Consider the following 21,643-nt stretch of genomic DNA (forward strand, 5'->3'; position numbering starts at 1 on the left):
ACTCTAAATTAGTTTTCGAATTAAACTAACAACACTATGAACACTATTGGAGAAAAACTTGGATATTTTGCTTGGTACATGGTTCTTGGCTTGTCTTTAGGCCTTCTTTTAACCAATCTTTATTTTTATCTTAATTAGACCAAATACTAGGAATAGCAGCCATTTTTAAACCCTTAATTTGGTTCTGATTACCCGATAAATTTTCTAACAAAACCCCAGACCATTCCTCACTGGGAAATAATTGTTGGGTAAACACAAATTGACCATCATTAATAAAAACCTCCCAAGAGGACCTATCTACATATATAGTTACTTCAAAAGTATCGGGTAGATCATCAACGGGCATATAGTGTAGTTTGTTTCCAAACTCATAGTTAAAACCATGATTACCAGATTGGGTCCTATCAAAAATAAAGAGCTTACTTGCACTATCAAAAAGCATAGTTGCCCTTTCTCCTGCAGCGTTGGTCAAAGCAAACTTTAAATCCTTTTTTTCCATTTTAAACTGTAAAACAGATTGCCCTACGCCAGGCATATCTAAAGTTTCTTGTTCTCCCTTTTTCAAATCAAAAGATAGACCATCTGCCATACTCTTTAGTTCCAAAAATTCTTTTAAAGGGCTACTGGTAAGGTAGTACTTGTTATCCTTCTTTTCTAGACCTAGTTTTCTAGGCAGCGTCATGGCACTCCGCCAATTACCGGTAGGGGTTTTTAATGCGTATTGCCAATTACTCATCCACCCTATAAACACCCTTTCGTTTTTAGGCGCATCGTTATAGGTAACCCCAGCATAATTATCTGTACCCCAATCTAACCAACGGTGTACTTTTTGTTCCGAAGTAAAGGTTGTACCATCAAAATCACCCACAAAATATTGCGTAGCACTACCTCCATTAGGGCCGCCCGATCCAATACTAATAAGCATTACCCATTTTTCCTCATCGTTATCTTTAACCTTTAACTTAAACAAATCTGGACATTCCCAAACGCCACCATGAGCACCTTGCTCCAAACCAAAATCACTAATATTATCCCACTTTTTTAAGTTTTTAGAGCGGTATAATTTGGCATGGTCTCCAGCAACCAATACCATAATCCAACTTTTGGTTTCCTTATGCCAAAATACTTTTGGATCCCTAAAATCCTTATTTTTTTCATCTACCAAAATGGGATTACCTTCATATTTTGTCCATGTTTCACCCTCATCTAGACTATACGCCAAACTTTGGTATTGGTAAACCGGCCCGCCTTCTTTTTCTATCTTCATATTATGATGGGTAAAAATTGCCACAAGAGGCGCTTTGCCATCTTTTCCAAAGCCTGATGTATTTTCAACATCAACTACGGCAGAACCAGAAAAAATAAACCCTAAATCGTCTGGATATAGTGCAATTGGCTTATGTTCCCACTTTTTAAAATTTTTGGTTGTAGCATGGCCCCAATGCATAGGCCCCCAAACCGTAGCATTTGGATAGTATTGATAAAATAAATGATACATACTGTCTTTGTACACCAAACCATTAGGGTCGTTCATCCAACCTTTTTCCGGACTAAAATGATATTGCCCCCTATAGTTTTCGTCATAGATGGTGGTTGCATCCGTTTCACTATTCTCTTGGTTGGTTCCTTTACTTTGCGTTTTCCTTTGGCAAGAAAACAGTAGAAACAATACCCCTATTATATATAATTTATTCATGACAGTACTTTTCAAAATATGACCTCTTGAATATAACAAATACTTTAATTGGTATCTTTGAAAGTATGAAAAAGAATCATTGGATATGGCTAACTGTTTTTGTTAGTTTTATTTCTGCATGCGCACAAAAAACCATACCCGAATCCCTAGCCGCGCTCAATAAAGAGAGCGTTACCTACATTAGTGTTGACGAACTACGTAGCAACCCAACCTCATACATTATTTTAGACGCAAGGGAACAAGAGGAATTTGCCGTAAGCCATTTACCCAATGCCGTATTTGTTGGCTATAAGAATTTTGAACTAAAAAGTATTAGTGAAAAACTTCCTAAAAAAACGGAAACACCTATTGTTGTTTATTGTTCTATAGGTGTACGCTCAGAAAATATTGGAGAAAGACTACAAAAGGCAGGTTTTACCAATGTCAAGAATTTATATGGAGGTATTTTTGAATGGTCTAATAAGGGTTATCCTCTGATTGATAAAAATAATAACACCACAAAAAAAGTACATGCCTACAGTAAGCAATGGGGTAAACTTTTGACGAATGGTGAAAAAGTATACGATTAAAAAAATTATAAATTGATAAAAAATAGCACCAACCTCTTACTCATCTTTACTAGAAATCCAGAATTAGGTAAATGTAAAACTAGGTTAGCAGCAACTGTTGGTGACCAAGCCGCGTTAGACATTTATAACTTTTTATTACAACATACCGCCAAGGTTACCAGCCAATTATCTTGTGATAAAGCAGTGTATTATTCCGAAGAAATTTGGCAAGACGATGTTTGGGATGCCAACACGTATGAGAAAAAATTACAAGAAGGCTCAGATTTAGGCGAAAAAATGATAAATGCATTTAAAGAGGGTTTTGCCGCGGGCTACAAAAACATTATTGTTATTGGAAGTGATTTGTATGATGTACATCCAGTAGATTTAAACCATGCTTTTGAACAACTAGCAGAACATGATTTTGTAGTTGGCCCTGCAGAAGATGGCGGCTATTATTTATTAGGGATGAACAAATTATTGCCAGCGCTATTTACCAACAAAAAATGGGGCACAGATGATGTGCTACAAAGCACCCTACAAGATTTACAAAAAGAGACCTACTTTTTATTGGAAGAAAAAAATGATGTTGATTACTTTGAGGACATCAAAGACATACCTGCCTTTGACCCTTTTATAAAACACGTAAAATAATGACAAAAAAACAATTGCAAGAATCGGTTGCTTATTTACAAAGTAAAGGATTTGAAAACCCAGAAATAGGTATTGTATTAGGTACCGGGCTTGGGCAATTAGTAGACCAAATAGAAGACCCAATAGTTGCCCATTATAACAACATTCCGTTTTTTCCCCTTGCTACCGTAGAATTCCATACAGGTAAATTAATCTATGGTTCCATTGCGGGCAAAAAAGTTGTGGTTATGCAAGGGCGTTTTCATTTATACGAGGGATATGATTTTTTAGACATCACCTATCCTATCCGCATAATGCAACAACTGGGCATTCAAAAATTGTTTGTATCCAATGCATCAGGTGCCGTTAACCTAGATTTTAAAAAGGGAGATATTATGCTCATAGAAGACCACATTAACTTGCAAGGTGGTTCTCCTTTAGCCTTTAAAAATGTTGGCGATTTTGGAGAACGTTTTGTAGATATGAGCGAACCTTATGATGTAGAAATGCGCAGTATTTTAAAAGATATAGCTTCAACCCATAACATTACCCTTAGACAAGGGGTTTATGCATCTGTTGTAGGGCCGCAACTAGAGACCAAAGCAGAATACCGTATGTTAAAAATCTTAGGAGCAGATGCCGTGGGTATGAGTACCGTGCCAGAGGTAATCGTGGCCAATCACTTAAAATTACCCGTAGTGGCTGTTTCTGTGCTAACAGACGAGTGCGACCCAGACAACCTAAAACCTATCAACGTACAAGAAATCATAGAAATTGCCGGTAAAGCAGAACCAAAAATGATAACACTATTTAAGGAATTAATAAAAAGAATATGAGTTATTTAGATGCCACCCAAGACCTTTACAAAGCAGCTGCGCTTACTCCAGATGTAGGCCTTTGCTGCACCACCAACCCCATCTGGCAATTTCCAGGGCTTTCTATCCCTAAAATAATGCAAGAAATGAACTATGGTTGCGGGAGCACCGTATCTGCTCAAGATTTGGTAAACAATCCAAAAATTCTTTACGTAGGTGTTGGCGGTGGTATGGAACTTTTGCAATTTTCCTACTTCTCTAGGCAAACTGGTGGTGTAACCGGGGTAGATTCTGTAGATGAAATGCTAGAAGCGTCCAAAAAGAATTTTAAAATAGCCGAAGAGGAAAACGATTGGTTCCAAAGTGATTTTGTAAATCTGGTTAAGGGCGATGCCTTGGCTTTACCTGTAGCAGATGAAAGTATTGATGTAGCAGCACAAAACTGTTTGTTCAATATTTTTAAGATGGAAGATTTAAAAAAAGCGGTAGCAGAAATGTACCGTGTATTAAAACCACATGGCAGATTGGTAATGAGCGACCCTATTTGCGAACAACCCATGAACGATGCCTTACGTAATGACGACCGTCTAAGGGCTCTTTGCCTAAGCGGAAGTATTCCTATGAAAGACTACATTAAGGTTCTTACGGATGCTGGTTTTGGAACCATAGAAATTAGAGCAAAGCACTCTTACCGTGTGCTGAGCCCCAACCATTACCCTACGGACGAATTAATTCACATTGAATCCATAGAAATAGCAGCTATAAAAGACCCCATGCCCGCAGACGGACCCTGCGTTTTTACAGGTAAAACCGCTATTTATTATGGCGATGAAGCTTATTTTGACGATGGTGCAGGACACGTGTTAATGCAAAATCAGCCATTGGCCGTTTGCGACAAAACTGCAGCCGCTTTGGGTAAAGCCCACCCACAAATACACATAAGTGAAAGCACCTATCATTACAATGGAGGTGGCTGTTGCTAAAGATTAAATGAATAGTGGTCCGGAAATAAGCATAATTATCCCCACCTTAAACGAAGAGGTTGCAATTGGTAGTTTACTTAATTGGTTAACTACCAATGCTTCTAGCACTATTTCTAAAGAAATTATAATTGTAGATGGGGGTAGTACAGACCAAACAATACAAATAGCCGAGAACTACCCTGTTCTGGCCTTAAGGTGCAATAAAGGTAGGGCCAAACAAATGAACCATGGGGCAAAACATGCTAGCGGAAAAATCCTTTACTTTCTGCATGCAGATACTTTTCCGCCCAAAAAGTTTGATATCACAATACAAAACGCCTACAAAAAGGGGAGCAAAGCAGGCTGTTTTAGAATGAAATTTGAAACCAATAACTTCATCTTAAAAGGTTTTGCTTGGTTTACCCGTTTTAATTTTAGCATATGTAGAGGTGGAGACCAATCACTCTTCATAACCAAAAATCTATTTTTAAAATTAAACGGATTTAACGAGGCGTATACCATTTACGAAGACAGTGAATTTATAAGGCGGATCTATAAAACCACTAATTTTAAGATTTTGCCCGATTTCGTAAGAACCTCAGCTAGAAAATACCATGAATTTGGATGGGCTAAAACACAGTTTCATTTTGGCGTTATACATGTTAAAAGTTGGCTGGGAGCACCTCCACATCAACTGTATGCGTATTACCAAAAACACTTTAGTTATAACTAAGCCTAATTGGTCAAAGACAACGAGCTATAATCTTTTTCAATACCAGAAGTTATTAACTTATGTAGAATATTAGGCTCTCTAAGTATTAAACTCTTGGCATCTTTAGAAGTTTCTAATTTAATAAGCGTAACTGGAGGTAAGGTATTACGTGCCAGGAACAAATTACGCTCATTTTTAAAGGTATCCGTATATTTTAGAGTAGAATTAGCTTTGTTTTCATTTACGAATATTTCATTTAGATGGAAAGCAAAACGTTCACCAACATCACTCTTTTTATGATGAAAAATTGTTACGGCCACATTGTTTTCACTGGTTTTAACTTTAGATAAATCTACCACCAATATACGTTGGTATGCCCCTCTATTTTTTAAGTAATTCTGGTTAATTCTATCTACATATGCCTTTAGGTTATCTAGATTAGAAATAGGATCCTCTGCCATAGCTTGTTCTACGGTCATTGCTGTTGAATTTGCCATTTGTGATTCTAGACCAATAGGTACTATGGTAGCTCCTTTTAACATTAACTCTTTTGAAAGATTCATTAGAAAATTCTCAGAGCTATTGGTGTTAGTTATTGGACCATTAACCACCAAGTAGATTATGGCTTCTTTTAAACTATTGGTTTCTGGTACTATTTGGGGAATTACCAAATTATCTTTCTCAACGGTCTCCGTTTCAGAAACTGTTCTTACCATAGCCATATGGTACGGAATCTTATATTCTTTACCCAATACCAGTTCATTATCATTCTTTAGCAAATCTTTATTTAGGGCTATAAACTGCTTAGCGTATTTGGTGGGTTCTACCCCATTTTTCCTTAGGAGTGAATAAACACCGTCACCTGCTACAGCTGTTACTTTTATGTATTGTTCTTGTGCATAGCTAGCTGCAATCGAATACACAAAAAATAGCGTAAGAATGGATGATTTCATGATTATAGAATTAGCTGTAACACTAACAAATATAGACCTTAATCGATGAAATGCAAATTTTAACGTTGAAATGTTAAAAATACTGCCCTATCCCAAATACAAAACCTTTGGAACTGTCTGGCGTAATGCCATGACCATAATCTATTCTAAATATGGCATTGAAAATCTTTTTATGCATCACCCTAATACCTATCCCAGGATATACCCGTAAGTTTTCGCTCTGAATAAAATCGTCAAAAGTACCACCTGGGTTACGCCAACTTCCGCTATCTATAAAAGCATTTCCTTGCAGTACCAACCAATTTCTATCTAGCAGGGTAAATCTATATTCCGTGTTCAATACAACAGACCCGGTGCCACGATCAATAGTATTACCCACACCCCTTATATTTAAATTGTTATCTACCGCAAAAGGAGCAAACGGTGATGCAATGTTTTTAGCCAGCCCAAGGCGTAATCTAGTCGCAAAGTTCCCTCTTTTTCCAATCCGTTTAAAAAAGGTGAAATCGTTAAAACCCAACCAAAACGGCAATAAATTACCATCGTTAGATTGTACATACTGTAAGTTTAAACTGCTTTTAAATCCATCTAAATAGTAGTAGAAATAGTTGATGTTATCATACGTATACAACAATTTTACAAGCCATTTATCTACTTTGAGTTCTTGCGGCACATTAGGGTCCGTACTCCCAAAAAGGTAGGCGTAATCTTCTTGAAAACTAGACAGGCCTAATGCAAAGTTATGTTTATAGGAAGGCGCGTAAAGCCCAAAAACCTCTATAGATCTGTTGTTGTATTTGTAATCTGCCGTTCCATTTGCCAAAAACACCGGTTCTTGTGTGGTTAAGTCTTGGTAGTTTACTTCTAAACCCCATTGTGGAGAAAATAAATACGGAGCACGAAATTGCAACCCGTAACTATGAAACACATCGTATTGGTAAAATCCCCCAACGGTCATCATCTGACCGGCAAAGTTGAATTCCTGCAAGCCCAATCTAAAAGCCAAATCTTCATTGTCCGAACTGTAAACATTGGCAAAAGGAATAAATGTATGTTGCTCCTCTACGGTATAAACAATCTTTGCGCCATTGGATTTCTCCTCTACCGTAAAATAGGCATGGGCAATCCCGGGCAAACGTATTAAACGGGCGGCAGTGTTTGCTAATTTGGTACTATCTACCACCGTACCTAATTCCAGATTTATAAGCTTCTTTAGGAGTGCTGTTTTAGTGCGTGTATTACCTGTTACCGTAATTTCTTTTATGGTGTGTGTTGTCTGCCCAAAAGCCAGAGAACTTAATAAACAGCACAACAGAAGGAATCGCATTTAGCCTTGATTTTCTAATTGGTTTTTATAGTGTTGGCGTATGGTTTCTTCTGCGGGTTTGTTTTGAGGGGTAAACCGGTTGTTTTCTTTGCCTCCAACTTCATTATGGTGCGGAAACCATTTCCAGATAAAACCACCTGCAAACCACTCTTCTTTCCACAACTCATCAAAAACCACTTGCAACGCCAATGCTTGTGCGTCTAGATTTACATTTTCTTGATTACGGTCTACCAGCCATGGTTTCTTAGCCGTATAATCCATACTTCTGTACCCAAATTCAGTAAATAAAATAGGTTTATCCAAAGCCACATGCAACTTTTGCATTTGGTCTTTCCATTTTTGCCAACCTTTCACCAAATCTTCTTTTTTTGGTGATTTTTCTTCAGAAAGCGGAAAATAACCATCTATACCTATATAATCTAGGTCTTTCCAAAAAGGGGTTTTGGTATACTCGTCCCAATTGGCGGCATAGGTAAGTTTACCTTTGTATTGTTGTTTTACTTGGGTTACCAAGTTATGCCAATATTCAGGGCGATTCTCTACAAACCTGTGCAATTCTGTGCCAATACAAAAAATATCTACCTTGCTCTCTTGAGCTACTTTGGCAAAAGTCAAAATAAAATCAGAATAGCTTTTTTCTAATGCCAGCCACTGCGCTTCAGTGTTCGGCTTAAATTCACCTGTAAATTCGCCATTTCTAATCCAGATTTGCGGTTTTAGCATTACTTTAATGCCTTTGCTGTGTAATTCTTTGGTGTATTGCTTTACACCTTCTTCTGTTTCTCCAAACCATTGGCGCTCCCTATTAAAAATAACAGTTGGTTCGTCCACACTTCTAATAAAGGCAAAGGGCATTATGGCGGCGTAATTGGCATGTAGTTGTTCTACAGGCCCCAAATGTTCAGGACCAACCGCATCACGGGTAGCAACAAAACTTACTCCATTTATTTTCTCTTCAACGGTTTGTTGCCCTTGACACCCAGAAAAAAGTATACACAAAAAAATTAGCCCTAAACTCCTCATTCTTACGTTGGTTTAGGACTAATTTAAATGTTTTAACGCTATCTCCACTAGAATATACCTCTAAGACCTATGTTAAATGTTTCTCCTAAGCCTGTATCCGTACCTCTTACAAAATTGGTATAGAGTGCTTCTATATTCAATGCTTTGGTTAATTGGTATTTAATACCACCGCCCAAGGCGGTAAAATCTTGCGAGAATTCTGTACCCCCAGTATCTATGAGTTGTGAATGTTGCGCTAAAGCCAACACGGTAAACTTAGCACTTGGAAAATAACTTAAGAAAACTCCTGGAGTTAACCGCAAACTATTGTTTGCAAAACTATCTGCAGCATCTCCAAAATTAAGTTCCGAATTAATTTCTGAAAACAACTGCCATTTACCACTTGCAAAGGAATAGTCATAGAAAAAACGGTTTTGCCAGGTGTATCCCTTTTGGTCTAAAAACACGCCGTTTTCGGTTTCATTGTCAACTAATGGAATAAAGAAAGAGCTTTGAATAGAAAAATTACTTACCGAAGCTATTGGAACAAACTTTACAGAAGGTGCTATAGAAGTAAGACCGGAACGCGCAGAACCTTCTTCTCCATCAAACTTAAAAACATCTAGCGCGCTACGGTCATTTACTACATTAGACCTAAATTCTACGATAGCACCAACATTCCATCTTTTATTTGTTCCTACTCCAGTGTAAGCCTCTAGTGTAGAGGTAAAAAAGGATTCCCTAGGCTCTTTCCCCTCAGAAAAAGTACTTTCTGTTTGGGTGTATAAATTGTTGAACCATTTAAGGTCCCACTGTCCTTTGCCAATAAGTTTAGAAGGTGTGTATTGCTGAATGTTACTTTTCGCAGGTGGGTCTGTACCTTGGTCGTCTTGTGCATTTACGTTTAATTGAGCCACTAGTAGGGCTGCCGCCGCTAGGCAGAATTTAAAATTTTTCATTACTGGTTTATTTATTTTGTTGAAATTATTTGGTGTCGTTCAATGTCCAATCGTAAGGGTAGTACCCCACCTTGGTTTTTGGGTCTAAAGGTTCTTTTCTAAAGCGATTTATAAAGTCGATTTCATCCCCATTTCTTGTAAAATCTTCCTTATACCATTCAAAGATTTGACTCAGTAATACTTTTTTTCCTTTTAGCTGAATAAAAGAAGGATTGTTCAACGCTAAAACAGTCTGTTCTTGCAACTGGGATTCTAAAGTACTGGGCAAATATGCTTTATTAATGATGGGCGGACAGCCCAATCCTGCACATACCAATACAAAGTGAAACCGTGCCTCTTCCTTAAAGTTTTTCCGCAACAAATCATTTTCAATAGCATTTAGGGTGATGTTTTCCCCACCTACTTCATGCTTTTTACCATCAAAAAAACCATTGATTGCTAAAGGCGATTTTACCGGATATGCAGCTAGAATACCCTCTATCACCAATAAATTGTAAGTGTTAATCCAAAAAGCTTGGTACGTCTTAGCATCTTCTGGGTTTACACGTACCGTTTTAGCCAATCTCAGTGCTTCTTGCAACGCTTCTGGATTTTCTTTTACTGCTTTATAATTTACCCGCCCATTTGAAACATAACTTTTAAAAAAACTATCTGCCTTGGCAAAAAATTGGTCTGTGACTTGTGAAGTTCCTTGTTGCACTACCAACAAAAGGCCTGCTAGTAATATGGTTTTTATATATTTCATAGCTATCGTTTAATTGTCATTCCCTCATTCTGTCGCAATAAAAAATAATACCCTACACTCCACCTCAATTTTTTTTAATTTTTTATCACACTGAACTACAGTGGATTGCCTGTTCGAAAAGGGATACTATTCCTTACACCCTCCCTGTGTATTTATAATGCATCTAAATTATACCTGGGGTGTAAAGTTCGTAACTTTAAGTGCGACACATTTAAGAACATCAACAAACCAATATGGAGCATATTGTAATCATTGGTAATGGCATTGCAGGCGTAACTGCCGCAAGGCATATCCGAAAGTTGTCGGATAAGCGCATTACCATTATTTCTGGAGAAACCCCTTATTTTTTTTCGCGTACAGCGCTCATGTATGTGTACATGGGTCATATGAAATTTGAGCATACGCAACCTTATGAAAATGGGTTTTGGAAGAAAAATCGAATTGATTTGCTGCAGGCTTTTGTAGAAAAGGTAGATACTGATGCAAAAGTTTTGCATTTGGCTATGGGTAATACCATTAGTTATGATAAACTCATCATTGCAACGGGTTCTAAACCTAATAAATTTGGATGGCCAGGTCAAGATTTACAGGGTGTACAGGGCTTATATTCTAAACAGGATTTAGAACAGTTAGAAGAAAACGCTCCAAACAACAAAGTTTGTAAACGGGCTGTTATTGTTGGTGGCGGTTTAATTGGTATTGAGTTGGCAGAAATGCTACGTACAAGAGAAATTCCAGTAACCTTTTTGGTAAGAGAAGATAGTTTTTGGAATGGCGTTTTACCAGCAGGTGAATCGGCCATGATAAATGAACACATTAAGGAACACCATATAGACTTAAGATTGAGCACGAATCTAGATACCATTATTGATAATGGTTCTGGCCGGGTAAAGGCTGTGACTACAGACCAAGGCGAAACTATTGAATGTGATTTAGTAGGTTTAACGGCAGGGGTAAGTCCTAATATTGATTTCCTAGAAGATTCTACAATAGAAACCGGCCGTGGCGTGCTCGTAAACAGAAAATTAGAAACCAACATCCCAGATGTGTATGCCATTGGCGATTGTGCCGAACAACATTCGGGTATTGGCAATAGAAGACCAATAGAAGCTGTTTGGTACACCGGCAGGATGATGGGCGAAACCGTTGCACAGACCATCTGTGGCAACCCTACCGAATACAAACCAGGACACTGGTTCAACTCCGCAAAATTCTTAGACATTGAATACCAAACTTATGGTTGGGTTTTTGGTAGAAAAGGCAAGCCAGAGTATGAAGCCCATTACCATTGGCGCCACCCTGAAGAAAAAATCTGTGTTACCATAGCGTATGATAAAAACACCGAAAAATTCTTGGGTATTAACACCTTTGGTATGCGTATGCGCCATCAAATGTTTGATAGGTGGTTAACCGAAGAAAAGAACATAGACTACGTGGTAGCCCATCTTAAAGATGCCAATTTTGACCCAGAATTCTACAAACCCTACGAGCGCCTCATTATGGCGGACTACAACCAAACTAGAATTAAGAATATCAAACTAAAATCTAAAAGCCTTAAACGCATTTTTCAACTAGGCTAACCTAAATACAAATTAAGAACATGAGTACTGTAGATAAAAGTATGGCGCTTACTGGGCAACCACCGGCAAGCTTATCGTTACCGCAAAAATTGGCAGTTGTATTGGGTATGTCTGGCTTAGGCATAATGCTTTTGGCGGCCTTCAACATAAATTTCCCCCAGCAAGGTTTATGGCTAAGTGTATCACTTCTTGCTTTATTTGTAGGTATAACTTGGTTTTCTTGGGAAGCCTATAAAGACAAACAACCAGGCATTAAAAACGATGGCGTTTGGTTTAAATCAGTTTCTAGTCGTGGACTTTGGGGATGGGTAGCAGGTATTGCCCTTACTGGATTTTACATTGTCTTGTATTTTTATCCACAATACCTTGGCTTGGTCAATGATGGTGACAACAAGGGTGTTATTGCTTTGTTTGACCCCTTGAGCAAAGCTCTTAGTGGTAACCCAGCCAGCCAATGGTTTGTTTATGGTACTTTGTACACGGTTGCCATTTTAGCTTTCGGAATCAAATTCTTATGGAAATATAGACACAATAGATACGAACGTTTACGTACCGCCAGTGTAATGTTTTTCCAAACCGCTTTTGCATTCATTATTCCCGAATTAATGGCGCGTTTAAATGGTAGCTCAGTACTTAACGGAGGCAGCCTACCGTATTACGATTTAAAAAACATCTGGCCGTTAAACTATTACAATTTTGAAGGTTACCGCATAAAAGGATTTTTGAGCTCTGGGGAAATAGGCTTTGCCTTACTCATTTTTGGTATCGCTTCTATATTTGTTATCACCCCAATCCTAACCTACAAATACGGCAAACGCTGGTATTGCTCTTGGGTTTGTGGCTGCGGTGGCTTAGCAGAAACTGCAGGAGATGCCTTTAGGCAATTGAGCGACAAATCTACCTTTGCTTGGAAAGTAGAACGTTGGGTTATACATAGTGTAGTGGTTTTTGTTACTTTAATGACCACGGCGGTTATCTACTCTTATTTGGGCACAGATACTAGCAAGTATTGGCTAACCAAGTCTAGCTTTTTAATTGGCGTAGGCGTATTCTTAACTTTAGTATTTGGATGGGTCATGCTATTTAAAAGAGAACAATTGCAAAAAGATGCACAGTATGGGGCTATAGGTTATTTTGTCATCATATTGGCATTAATAGGTATGCATTTTTTCAGTGGTGAAGGCAATGTATTTTTATTCAAATCAGAATCCTTACGCAAAACCTATTCCTTTTTAATTGGTAGTATTTTTTCTGGTGTTATTGGCACTGGCTTTTATCCCATTTTTGGAAATAGGGTGTGGTGCCGTTTTGGATGCCCAATGGCTGCTATTCTAGGATTTCAACAACGTATGTTCTCAAAATTTAGAATTACTACCAATGGTGGCCAGTGTATTTCTTGTGGTAATTGCTCTACCTATTGTGAAATGGGTATAGACGTACGCGCATATGCTCAAAAAGGAGAAAATATTGTGCGTTCTAGCTGTGTTGGTTGCGGCATCTGTTCCGCTGTTTGCCCAAGAGGTGTTCTTAAGTTGGAGAACGGGCCGTTAGAGGGCAGAATAGACAGCAACCAAGTGTTGTTGGGGAATGATGTTGATTTAATGCAATTGGTAAACAAAAAATAAAACCATGAGGTATTGGGTTCTTTTAGTTTTTAGTTGGATGACTCTCGTCTCCTTCGCCAAGGAATACGTAAAAGTATATCACGAAAATGGTGAACTCAAAGAACAAGGTTGGATTAAGAACGATAAAAAAGTGGGCTATTGGCACCAATACCACGCAAATGGCACACTGGCCGCAAAAGGCAAGTACACAGAGGGGAATCGCAATGGCTATTGGTTTCATTTTGATACATCGGGCGCTAAATCGGCAGAAGGCAGATACCAAAAAAATAAAAAGACCGGTTGGTGGTTGTTTTATGATGACAAAGGCAACATCAACCACAAATGCCAACTGCAAAAAGGTATTAAAAATGGCTATTGCTTAAAGTATAGGAACAACGATTTAAAATCGGCAGAAAAATATAGCAAGGGTAAAAAAATCAAAGAATGGTTTAGCTTTGCCAGCTTTAAAAGAGAAAATAACCTAGCCGATTTAAGATAATGCCTGTACTAAAAGTTATTATTCCCGCCTATAACGAGGCGGATTCCATAGGCAAGGTCATTGCAGAAATACCAGCTATTGTGGCAGAGATTATTGTGGTGAACAACAACTCTACGGACCAAACGGTAGCAGTAGCCAAACAAGCAGGCGCCACTGTACTTACAGAAACTAGAAAGGGTTACGGTTATGCTTGCCTTTGTGGCTTAAATTATGTGGCATCCACATCCAATACCCCAGACATTATCGTATTTCTAGACGGAGACTACTCTGATTATCCAGAAGAATTAGAGAAAATTGTAGCTCCCATTTTAGAAGAAGATATGGATTTAGTTATTGGAGCGAGAAAAAAATCGCTTCGCGAGCCTGGGTCAATGACACCGCAACAGGTTTTTGGCAATGCATTAGCCACATTTTTAATGCGATTATTTTTTGGCGCAAAATTTACGGATTTAGGACCTTTTAGGGCCATTAAATACGAAAAGCTCAAAGAATTACAAATGCAAGACACCACCTACGGATGGACGGTAGAAATGCAATTGAAAGCTTTACGTAAAAAATTGAAATACAAAGAGGTACCTGTGCGTTACAAACAACGAATAGGTGTCTCAAAAGTTTCAGGAACCGTAAAAGGTACTATATTTGCAGGCATAAAAATATTGGGTTGGATTTTTAAATACAGCATTAAATAATCATGGGAATTACAATCGCTTACATCATCATCGCTATCTATAGCATCGCCTTGATTTTAATTTTTTGCTACAGCTTGGCGCAGTTAAACCTGCTAATCAACTACCTAAGCAATAAAAGACAGAATGAAGAGGCTCCAAAATACAATCTTTTGGACCCTAAAGAGATTCCTTTTGTAACCATACAATTACCGGTATACAATGAGGAATATGTAATGGAACGTCTATTGGACAATATTGCCAAAATAGAATATCCAAAGAGTAAATTAGAAATTCAGGTTTTAGACGATTCCACAGACGACTCCGTAGTAGACACCGCTGCTCGTGTGCAGGAATTAAAAGAAACCGGATTGGATATACAGCATATAAGAAGGGAAAACCGAGTAGGTTTTAAGGCCGGTGCACTAAAAGAAGGTTTAGAAATTGCTAAAGGTGATTTTATCGCCATTTTTGATGCGGATTTTTTACCAGAAACAGACTGGCTTAAGAAAACGGTTCCGTATTTTAAAGACCCTGAAATTGGCGTGGTGCAAACCCGTTGGGGACACATAAATAGAGACTACTCCACCCTTACCCGTATACAGGCCTTTGCTTTAGATGCCCACTTTACCCTAGAACAGGTTGGTAGAAACGCAAAAGGGCACTTTATCAATTTTAATGGTACGGCTGGTATTTGGCGTAAAGATTGCATCTTAGACGCTGGTAACTGGGAAGGAGATACCCTTACAGAAGATTTGGATTTAAGCTACCGTGCACAGTTAAAGAACTGGAAGTTTAAATATTTAGAAGATGTAGAAACCCCAGCAGAATTACCCGTGGTAATGAGTGCTGCCCGTTCACAGCAATTCCGTTGGAACAAAGGTGGTGCAGAAAACTTCAGAAAAACAGTTTGGAGTGTTGTTTCTGCTAAAAACATCAACTTTAAAACTAAATTTCATGGGGTTATGCACTTGCTAAACAGCTCTATGTTCCTTTGCGTATTTATAGTAGCGGTTTTAAGTGTACCTATGCTTATTATTAAAAATACTTTTGGCCACTTGGCTTGGGTGTTCGAGGTAACCAGCTTTTTTATAGCTAGTACCGTAATCTTATTCTTTTGCTATTGGTTTACCTACAAAAGCATTCAAGGCAGTGGTTTTGATAAGTTTGTAGACTATGTAAAACTATTTTTTACCTTCTTCTCCGTAGCCTTAGGATTGTCTTTACACAATGCTTTGGCAGTTATAGAAGGCCACATGGGTAAAAAGAGTGAGTTTGTACGCACACCAAAATTCAACATTAATAGCTTGTCTGATAGTTGGAAGGGTAACAAATACCTTGCAAAAAAGCTATCGCCTAACATGATTTTGGAGTTTGCCCTTATGCTATATTTCTTATATGGCATGTACATTGCAATTCCGTTTAATGATTATGGATTGTTCCCATTTCATTTAATGTTGTTCTTAGGTTTTGGCTTTGTATTCTTTAAATCCTTGACAGCAAAAGCATAATCCATGCTTACGTATTGGAAACTCCATAAATTCCCAATTCTTATGGTATTGGGTAGTATGGCGTTCTACTATATATTCGGCTACCAGTTGGTTCGAGAAGATTTTATTCGCCTCATCACCTTGGTAGCCGCTTTGTTTTTTTTCTTGTTTAAATTGATGCAATTAGAACGGTGGAATTTTACATTTCTACTCGTTGCTGGAATTGCCTTTAGGGCGATATTTCTTTTTAGCACTCCTAATTTATCTCAAGATTTTTACCGATTTATATGGGATGGGCAACTTATGCTAAATGGGGTTAACCCCTACCTATTTACCCCAAATGAATTGCTATCCCAATTGGATGCTTCTTTCCCCAATAAAGAACTACTGCATCAATCTATGGGCAGTTTAAGTGCAAAGCATTACAGCAATTATCCTCCTTTAAATCAACTACTCTTTACTGTAGCCGCTTTTTTAGGTTTTGGCAGTATAAAAGGAGGAATTGTTGCACTACGTTTACTAATACTATTGGCAGATGTTGGTGTGTTGTGGTTCGGCAAAAAAATACTGCAACAAAACAATTTGTCTCCACATTTAATCTTTTGGTATTTTCTTAATCCTTTGATCATAATAGAACTTACGGGCAACCTACATTTTGAAGGTGTTATGTTCTTTTTGTTTATTACCAGTATTTATCTTTTACAAAAACAACAACCCATTTTTGCGGGCCTAATTTATGCCATGGCCATTCTTCTTAAACTGGTTCCGCTATTATTTTTACCGCTATTTTTACCTTTTCTAGGCCTTAAAAAATCGGCAGTGTTTTATGCAAGTATCGCAGTTAGCTGCGTATTGCTCTTTTTGCCTTTCTATACGGAAGATTTTGCCGCTAATTATAGTAAAACTATTGCCTTGTGGTTTTCTAATTTTGAATTTAACGCTAGCATTTATAATACAGCTGAATATGTAGCTACAACGTATTTTGATGCCAAACCCTGGTTATTTATTAAAACCTACGGTAAAATAATACCGCTACTTACTATTGGTATTGCGCTTGGGCTTTTGATTTTTAAACGGATGAAAAGTATAGGCGGCCTACTAACTGGCATGCTTATACTAATGACGGGCTATTACTTTATAACAAGCACAGTGCATCCATGGTATCTTGTATTCCCAATCGGGCTTTGTTTATTTACTACATATAGATTTCCATTGCTTTGGTCTGCCACCGTATTTTTGAGTTACTATACTTACTCACAACCAGACTTTAAGGAATATTTGCCACTGCTCGTTGTTGAATATATTTTGGTGTTTGGCTACATGACCTACGAAATATTAAAAAACCGAAACAAAACGTTTCATTTTCGTTAAAAATTTAGAATCGGTTAGGTCAGTTTCTCACTATTTGTACATTTACATCAACAATGAAAGAACAAAGACACATACCAGTATCTAGAAACGCGAGCATCCCGTCTCCCGTTCGTCCTTTCTTTACACGCCGCCGTCGCCCGTAAGGGTGCAATTCTATTATTGGGATTAGGTGAGTCCAATCCCGTATTTCACAGCAAACAAATTCATTTTTAAATTTAATTCATACGCCAACGATGAAAATTGTTGTAGCCAACGCATCGCATTTACAATATGCAACTATTATTAGCGAGACTATTACAGACTCTGCCAAGGTTCGCGGTACGGGTATAGCCAAACGTACACCAGAATATATTGCGCAACGTCTTAGAAATGGCAACGCTATCATTGCCTTAGATGGTGATAAATTTGCTGGCTTCTGCTATATAGAAGTTTGGGGCAACAAAGACTTTGTGGCCAATTCTGGTCTTATTGTGCACCCAGACTATAGAGGCGAAGGCCTTGCCAGCAAGATAAAACAGCGCATTTTTGAATTATCCCGAGAAAAATTCCCAGACGCCAAAATTTTTGGTATTACCACGGGGCTTGCGGTAATGAAAATGAATTATGCCTTGGGTTATAAGCCGGTTACTTTTTCTGAATTAACAGACGACCCAGAATTCTGGAAAGGGTGCCAAACTTGCAAAAATTTTGACATTCTAACGCGTACGGAACGCAAAATGTGTTTGTGTACCGGCATGTTATATGATCCACTGGCAAAAGAAAACCAAAAACATAAAAACCTAAATAACAAAGCATTTGAACGTCTTAAAAGTATTAAGGACAAAATGCTAGTAAAGAAGAAAGAAAAATGAAAAAACTTGTATTGGCTTATAGTGGCGGTTTAGATACATCTTATTGCGCCATGAATTTATCTAAAGAGCATGGTTTTGAAGTACACGCCGTAAGCGTTAACACAGGTGGTTTTTCACCTGAAGAAATTAAAACCATAGAAGAAAAAGCCTTGGCTTTAGGGGCTAGCACCTACACTTCTATAGATGCCGTACAGAATTTTTATGATAAAGTGGTTAAATACCTCATTTTTGGCAATGTCCTTAGAAACAACACCTATCCACTTTCTGTAAGTGCAGAACGTATTGTACAAGCGGTAGAAATTGTAGAACACGCCAAAAAAATAGGAGCTAAATATATTGCTCATGGTAGTACCGGAGCGGGTAACGACCAAGTACGTTTTGATATGATTTTTCAAACGCTTGCTCCTGAAATTGAAATTATAACTCCTATTAGAGACAATAAACTCGCAAGAGAAGAAGAGATTGCTTATTTACAAGCCAATGGGGTAGATTATTCTTGGGAAAAAGCAAAATATTCAATCAACAGGGGACTTTGGGGTACATCTGTAGGCGGTGAAGAAACCTTGACCAGTGAAAAACCTTTACCAGATAGTGCTTACCCTAGCCAACTAAAAGAAAAAGAACCTACACAAGTAAGTCTTTCTTTTGAAAAAGGCGAATTGGTAGCGATTAATGGCGAGAAGGATGCGCCCGTAGCTAATATTGAAAAGTTAGAAGCTATTGCCAACAAATATGCCATCGGTAGGGACATTCACGTGGGTGACACCATCATCGGAATTAAAGGTAGGGTTGGTTTTGAAGCAGCTGCACCATTAATTATCTTAAAAGCACACCATTTGCTAGAGAAACACACCTTGAGTAAGTGGCAGCAATTTCAAAAAGAACAGTTGGGCAACTTCTATGGTATGTTGTTGCACGAAGGCAACTACCTAGACGAAGTGATGCGCAACATAGAAGCTTTTTTAACTGATACGCAGAAGAACGTTACGGGCGAGGTATTTGTTAGCTTGTATCCTTTCCAATTTAGATTAGACGGAATTAAATCACCCAACGATTTAATGAATGCCTCTTTTGGCAGCTATGGCGAAATGAACAAAGGTTGGACAGCTGATGATGCAAAGGGTTTCATTAAAATCCTATCCAATCCAGGTAAAATCTCTAATCACGTAAACGGCTAAATTCCATGAGAACAATCTTTATACGCAGTATAAAATCAATCATTCGTTTAGAATTTTGGAAGCCTTGGAGAAAATTTAGAATGATGAATTTGGTTTTTTCGATGTTCGAAAAAAATACCTCGTATAAAGTGTCTTTTCTTTTGGTTCGTTTGCTTTGGACAAGCAAGGAAAATGAACAGCTAAAATTACAGCATATCATTCTAGGAAATAATAAAGACCCAATGACTCAAAATACAATTTATAATGGCTAAAATTGGAATAATAGGAGGTTCTGGTTACACAGGAGGTGAGTTAATTCGCCTGCTATTAAACCATAGTGATGTTACTATAGATTTTGTATACAGCACTACCAGAGCTGGTAAAAAAATTAGTAGTGCCCATTCGGATTTAATTGGCGCTACAGACCTTACTTTTACGGGTGAGGTTAATACCCAGGTTGATGTGGTATTCTTGTGCTTAGGACATGGAAATTCTAGCAACTTTTTAAAGGAGCATAAGTTTTCAGAAGAAACGGTGATTATTGACTTGAGTAACGATTTTAGGCTTCAAGCAGATGCTACATTTCAAGGTAGAACCTATGTTTATGGCTTACCTGAACTGAACAAAGAGGCGATTAAAAAAACAGATGCCTTGGCTAATCCAGGCTGTTTTGCCACCGCCATTCAATTGGGATTATTGCCCTTGGCAAAAGCCGGTGTGCTACAAGAAGATATTCATGTAAATGCGGTAACGGGCAGCACTGGTGCTGGTGTAAAACCAGGGGACACCACCCATTTTAGCTGGCGAAACAACAACGTAAGTTGGTACAAACCCTTTACTCATCAACACTTAGGAGAAATTGGGGAGAGCTTAAATTCATTTGGCAATCCTACAGGTAAAATTTATTTTTTACCCAATCGTGGTAATTTTACTAGAGGCATATTGGCTACAACCTATACCAAATTCAATGGTAGTGCGGAAGAAGCAAAAAGTCTATTTACAGATTTTTACCAGGAGGCCAAATTTACCCAAGTAGTAGATGAACCCATACACTTAAAACAAGTGGTAAATACCAATAATTGCCATATTCACTTACACAAACATGATGATATCTTATTGGTAACCTCTGCTATAGACAACCTATTAAAAGGCGCATCTGGACAAGCAGTACAAAACATGAATTTAATGCTAGGCTTTAAAGAATCTAAAGGATTAAAATTAAAGGCAGGCGTATTTTAAAAACCAAACCGTAAAACTTTACCATGAAAATTGCAATTATAGGAACCGGGAACTTGGGTCAATCTATTGCCAATGGCATTCTAAATTCTAATGGTGCAACCAGTATGTACCTTACCAAACGTAATCCTGAAAAATTAAAGCATTTTGAAGATTACGGTAATGTAACCGTTACGGCTAGCAACGAAGAAGCGGTAAACAATTCGGATATTTTAATTTTTGCCGTGCAACCAGGTCATTTTGAAGCCATTTTGTACGACGTTAAAGACCAACTTACTGAAAAACATGTGGTAATTAGTGTAATTACCGGCTTTCCAATTTCCAGAATTGAGTCTATCATTGGAGCAGATAAATACATATTACGTTGTATGCCCAACACCGCTATTTCCGTAGGCAAATCCATGACTTGTATTTGTAGTAACGGCGTTGGTAAAAAACGAGTAGACTTGGCCAAGGCCATTTTTAATAGAATGGGACATACCTTGGAAATTCCAGAAGAGCAAATGCAAGCGGCAACCGTTATTTGTGCCAGTGGCATTGCTTTTTGGATGCGTTTAATACGCGCTACCACACAAGGTGCCATACAATTGGGATTCGAATCTAAGGAAGCGCAAGAATTGGCCATGCATACCTGTAACGGCGCCGCAGCTTTATTAATTGAAACCGGCAACCATCCGGAGCAAGAAATAGACCGTGTAACCACACCCAAAGGTTGTACTATAGAAGGTTTGAATGAAATGGAACATCAGGGATTGAGCTCTTCCCTAATCCAAGGTATTGTAAGCTCTTACAAGAAAATTAGCGACATAAAAAACAACTAGACTTAGGCTATACTACC

General features: G+C 38.1%; 22 protein-coding genes. 16 read left to right on the forward strand and 6 right to left on the reverse strand.

All coding sequences use genetic code 11. The features are described 5' to 3' along the window. Positions 1 to 130: 130 nt before the first annotated feature. Positions 131 to 1,696: a glycoside hydrolase family 32 protein gene (locus BUL40_RS10390; protein WP_080319205.1), complete on the reverse strand. Its 1,566-nt coding sequence runs from the start codon at positions 1,694 to 1,696 to the stop codon at positions 131 to 133. 65 nt (positions 1,697 to 1,761) lie between these two features. On the opposite strand from BUL40_RS10390, the gene BUL40_RS10395 reads away from it, so the two are divergent. The 5 genes from BUL40_RS10395 to BUL40_RS10415 are packed head-to-tail and all read left to right on the forward strand — an operon-like array spanning position 1,762 to position 5,387. Then, entirely contained in the window at positions 1,762 to 2,265 is a 504-nt protein-coding gene (locus BUL40_RS10395) for a rhodanese-like domain-containing protein (protein WP_080319206.1), read from the forward strand. A 12-nt stretch (positions 2,266 to 2,277) separates the two neighbouring features. After that, positions 2,278 to 2,898: a TIGR04282 family arsenosugar biosynthesis glycosyltransferase gene (locus BUL40_RS10400; protein WP_080319207.1), complete on the forward strand. Its 621-nt coding sequence runs from the start codon at positions 2,278 to 2,280 to the stop codon at positions 2,896 to 2,898. Continuing rightward, on the forward strand, positions 2,898 to 3,713 hold the full coding sequence (locus tag BUL40_RS10405; RefSeq protein WP_080319208.1) for a purine-nucleoside phosphorylase: 816 nt from the start codon (positions 2,898 to 2,900) through the stop codon (positions 3,711 to 3,713). Before BUL40_RS10400 ends, BUL40_RS10405 begins: the two co-directional genes overlap by 1 nt. After that, positions 3,710 to 4,675, forward strand: coding sequence for an arsenosugar biosynthesis arsenite methyltransferase ArsM (arsM, locus tag BUL40_RS10410; RefSeq protein WP_010518221.1), 966 nt, complete (start codon positions 3,710 to 3,712; stop codon positions 4,673 to 4,675). Before BUL40_RS10405 ends, arsM begins: the two co-directional genes overlap by 4 nt. 7 nt (positions 4,676 to 4,682) lie before the next feature. Next, a complete protein-coding gene (locus BUL40_RS10415; protein WP_080319209.1) occupies positions 4,683 to 5,387 on the forward strand; it encodes a TIGR04283 family arsenosugar biosynthesis glycosyltransferase in 705 nt (234 codons plus the stop codon). 2 nt (positions 5,388 to 5,389) lie between these two features. On the opposite strand, the gene BUL40_RS10420 is transcribed toward BUL40_RS10415, so the two are convergent. From BUL40_RS10420 to BUL40_RS10440, 5 genes are all read right to left on the reverse strand, one after another. Beyond that, positions 5,390 to 6,319: a hypothetical protein gene (locus tag BUL40_RS10420; RefSeq protein WP_080319210.1), complete on the reverse strand. Its 930-nt coding sequence runs from the start codon at positions 6,317 to 6,319 to the stop codon at positions 5,390 to 5,392. A gap of 73 nt (positions 6,320 to 6,392) precedes the next feature. Continuing rightward, positions 6,393 to 7,646, reverse strand: a complete 1,254-nt coding sequence (locus BUL40_RS10425; protein WP_080319211.1) for a POTRA domain-containing protein — start codon at positions 7,644 to 7,646, stop codon at positions 6,393 to 6,395. Next, positions 7,647 to 8,669, reverse strand: a complete 1,023-nt coding sequence (locus BUL40_RS10430) for a glycoside hydrolase family 113 (protein ID WP_080319212.1) — start codon at positions 8,667 to 8,669, stop codon at positions 7,647 to 7,649. It abuts the gene before it with no gap. Positions 8,670 to 8,716: 47 nt separating this feature from the next. Next, complete coding sequence (locus tag BUL40_RS10435) at positions 8,717 to 9,607, reverse strand: hypothetical protein (RefSeq protein WP_080319213.1); 891 nt, start codon at positions 9,605 to 9,607, stop codon at positions 8,717 to 8,719. A gap of 25 nt (positions 9,608 to 9,632) precedes the next feature. Then, positions 9,633 to 10,352 carry a DUF547 domain-containing protein gene (locus tag BUL40_RS10440; protein ID WP_080319214.1) on the reverse strand — a complete coding sequence of 240 codons (720 nt, stop codon included), beginning with the start codon at positions 10,350 to 10,352 and terminating at the stop codon, positions 9,633 to 9,635. A 233-nt stretch (positions 10,353 to 10,585) separates the two neighbouring features. On the opposite strand from BUL40_RS10440, the gene BUL40_RS10445 reads away from it, so the two are divergent. The 11 genes from BUL40_RS10445 (at position 10,586) to proC (ending at position 21,626) form a co-directional block, all read left to right on the forward strand. Next, positions 10,586 to 11,932 carry an NAD(P)/FAD-dependent oxidoreductase gene (locus tag BUL40_RS10445; RefSeq protein ID WP_080319215.1) on the forward strand — a complete coding sequence of 449 codons (1,347 nt, stop codon included), beginning with the start codon at positions 10,586 to 10,588 and terminating at the stop codon, positions 11,930 to 11,932. Positions 11,933 to 11,952: 20 nt separating this feature from the next. Further along, on the forward strand, positions 11,953 to 13,557 hold the full coding sequence (locus BUL40_RS10450; RefSeq protein WP_080319216.1) for a 4Fe-4S binding protein: 1,605 nt from the start codon (positions 11,953 to 11,955) through the stop codon (positions 13,555 to 13,557). A gap of 4 nt (positions 13,558 to 13,561) precedes the next feature. Then, positions 13,562 to 14,035, forward strand: a complete 474-nt coding sequence (locus BUL40_RS10455; RefSeq protein WP_080319217.1) for a toxin-antitoxin system YwqK family antitoxin — start codon at positions 13,562 to 13,564, stop codon at positions 14,033 to 14,035. Further along, positions 14,035 to 14,724: a glycosyltransferase family 2 protein gene (locus BUL40_RS10460; RefSeq protein WP_080319218.1), complete on the forward strand. Its 690-nt coding sequence runs from the start codon at positions 14,035 to 14,037 to the stop codon at positions 14,722 to 14,724. Before BUL40_RS10455 ends, BUL40_RS10460 begins: the two co-directional genes overlap by 1 nt. 2 nt (positions 14,725 to 14,726) lie before the next feature. Then, positions 14,727 to 16,211 (forward strand): cellulose synthase family protein, encoded by a 1,485-nt coding sequence (locus BUL40_RS10465; protein ID WP_010518208.1) that lies wholly within the window; start codon positions 14,727 to 14,729, stop codon positions 16,209 to 16,211. A 3-nt stretch (positions 16,212 to 16,214) separates the two neighbouring features. Beyond that, on the forward strand, positions 16,215 to 17,561 hold the full coding sequence (mptB, locus tag BUL40_RS10470) for a polyprenol phosphomannose-dependent alpha 1,6 mannosyltransferase MptB (protein ID WP_244901857.1): 1,347 nt from the start codon (positions 16,215 to 16,217) through the stop codon (positions 17,559 to 17,561). Positions 17,562 to 17,794: 233 nt separating this feature from the next. Beyond that, positions 17,795 to 18,412, forward strand: a complete 618-nt coding sequence (locus BUL40_RS10475) for a GNAT family N-acetyltransferase (protein ID WP_010518203.1) — start codon at positions 17,795 to 17,797, stop codon at positions 18,410 to 18,412. After that, a complete protein-coding gene (argG, locus tag BUL40_RS10480; protein WP_080319219.1) occupies positions 18,409 to 19,590 on the forward strand; it encodes an argininosuccinate synthase in 1,182 nt (393 codons plus the stop codon). The genes BUL40_RS10475 and argG overlap by 4 nt, the downstream gene beginning before the upstream one ends. A gap of 5 nt (positions 19,591 to 19,595) precedes the next feature. Then, positions 19,596 to 19,841 (forward strand): hypothetical protein, encoded by a 246-nt coding sequence (locus BUL40_RS15650; RefSeq protein WP_141239657.1) that lies wholly within the window; start codon positions 19,596 to 19,598, stop codon positions 19,839 to 19,841. Then, positions 19,834 to 20,808 carry an N-acetyl-gamma-glutamyl-phosphate reductase gene (argC, locus tag BUL40_RS10485; RefSeq protein ID WP_080319220.1) on the forward strand — a complete coding sequence of 325 codons (975 nt, stop codon included), beginning with the start codon at positions 19,834 to 19,836 and terminating at the stop codon, positions 20,806 to 20,808. The genes BUL40_RS15650 and argC overlap by 8 nt, the downstream gene beginning before the upstream one ends. A gap of 23 nt (positions 20,809 to 20,831) precedes the next feature. Beyond that, positions 20,832 to 21,626, forward strand: coding sequence for a pyrroline-5-carboxylate reductase (proC, locus tag BUL40_RS10490; protein ID WP_080319221.1), 795 nt, complete (start codon positions 20,832 to 20,834; stop codon positions 21,624 to 21,626). Positions 21,627 to 21,643: the final 17 nt, after the last annotated feature.

The sequence above is a fragment of the Croceivirga radicis genome (assembly GCF_002072105.2).
In the GTDB taxonomy this organism is placed as follows: Bacteria; Bacteroidota; Bacteroidia; order Flavobacteriales; family Flavobacteriaceae; genus Croceivirga; species Croceivirga radicis.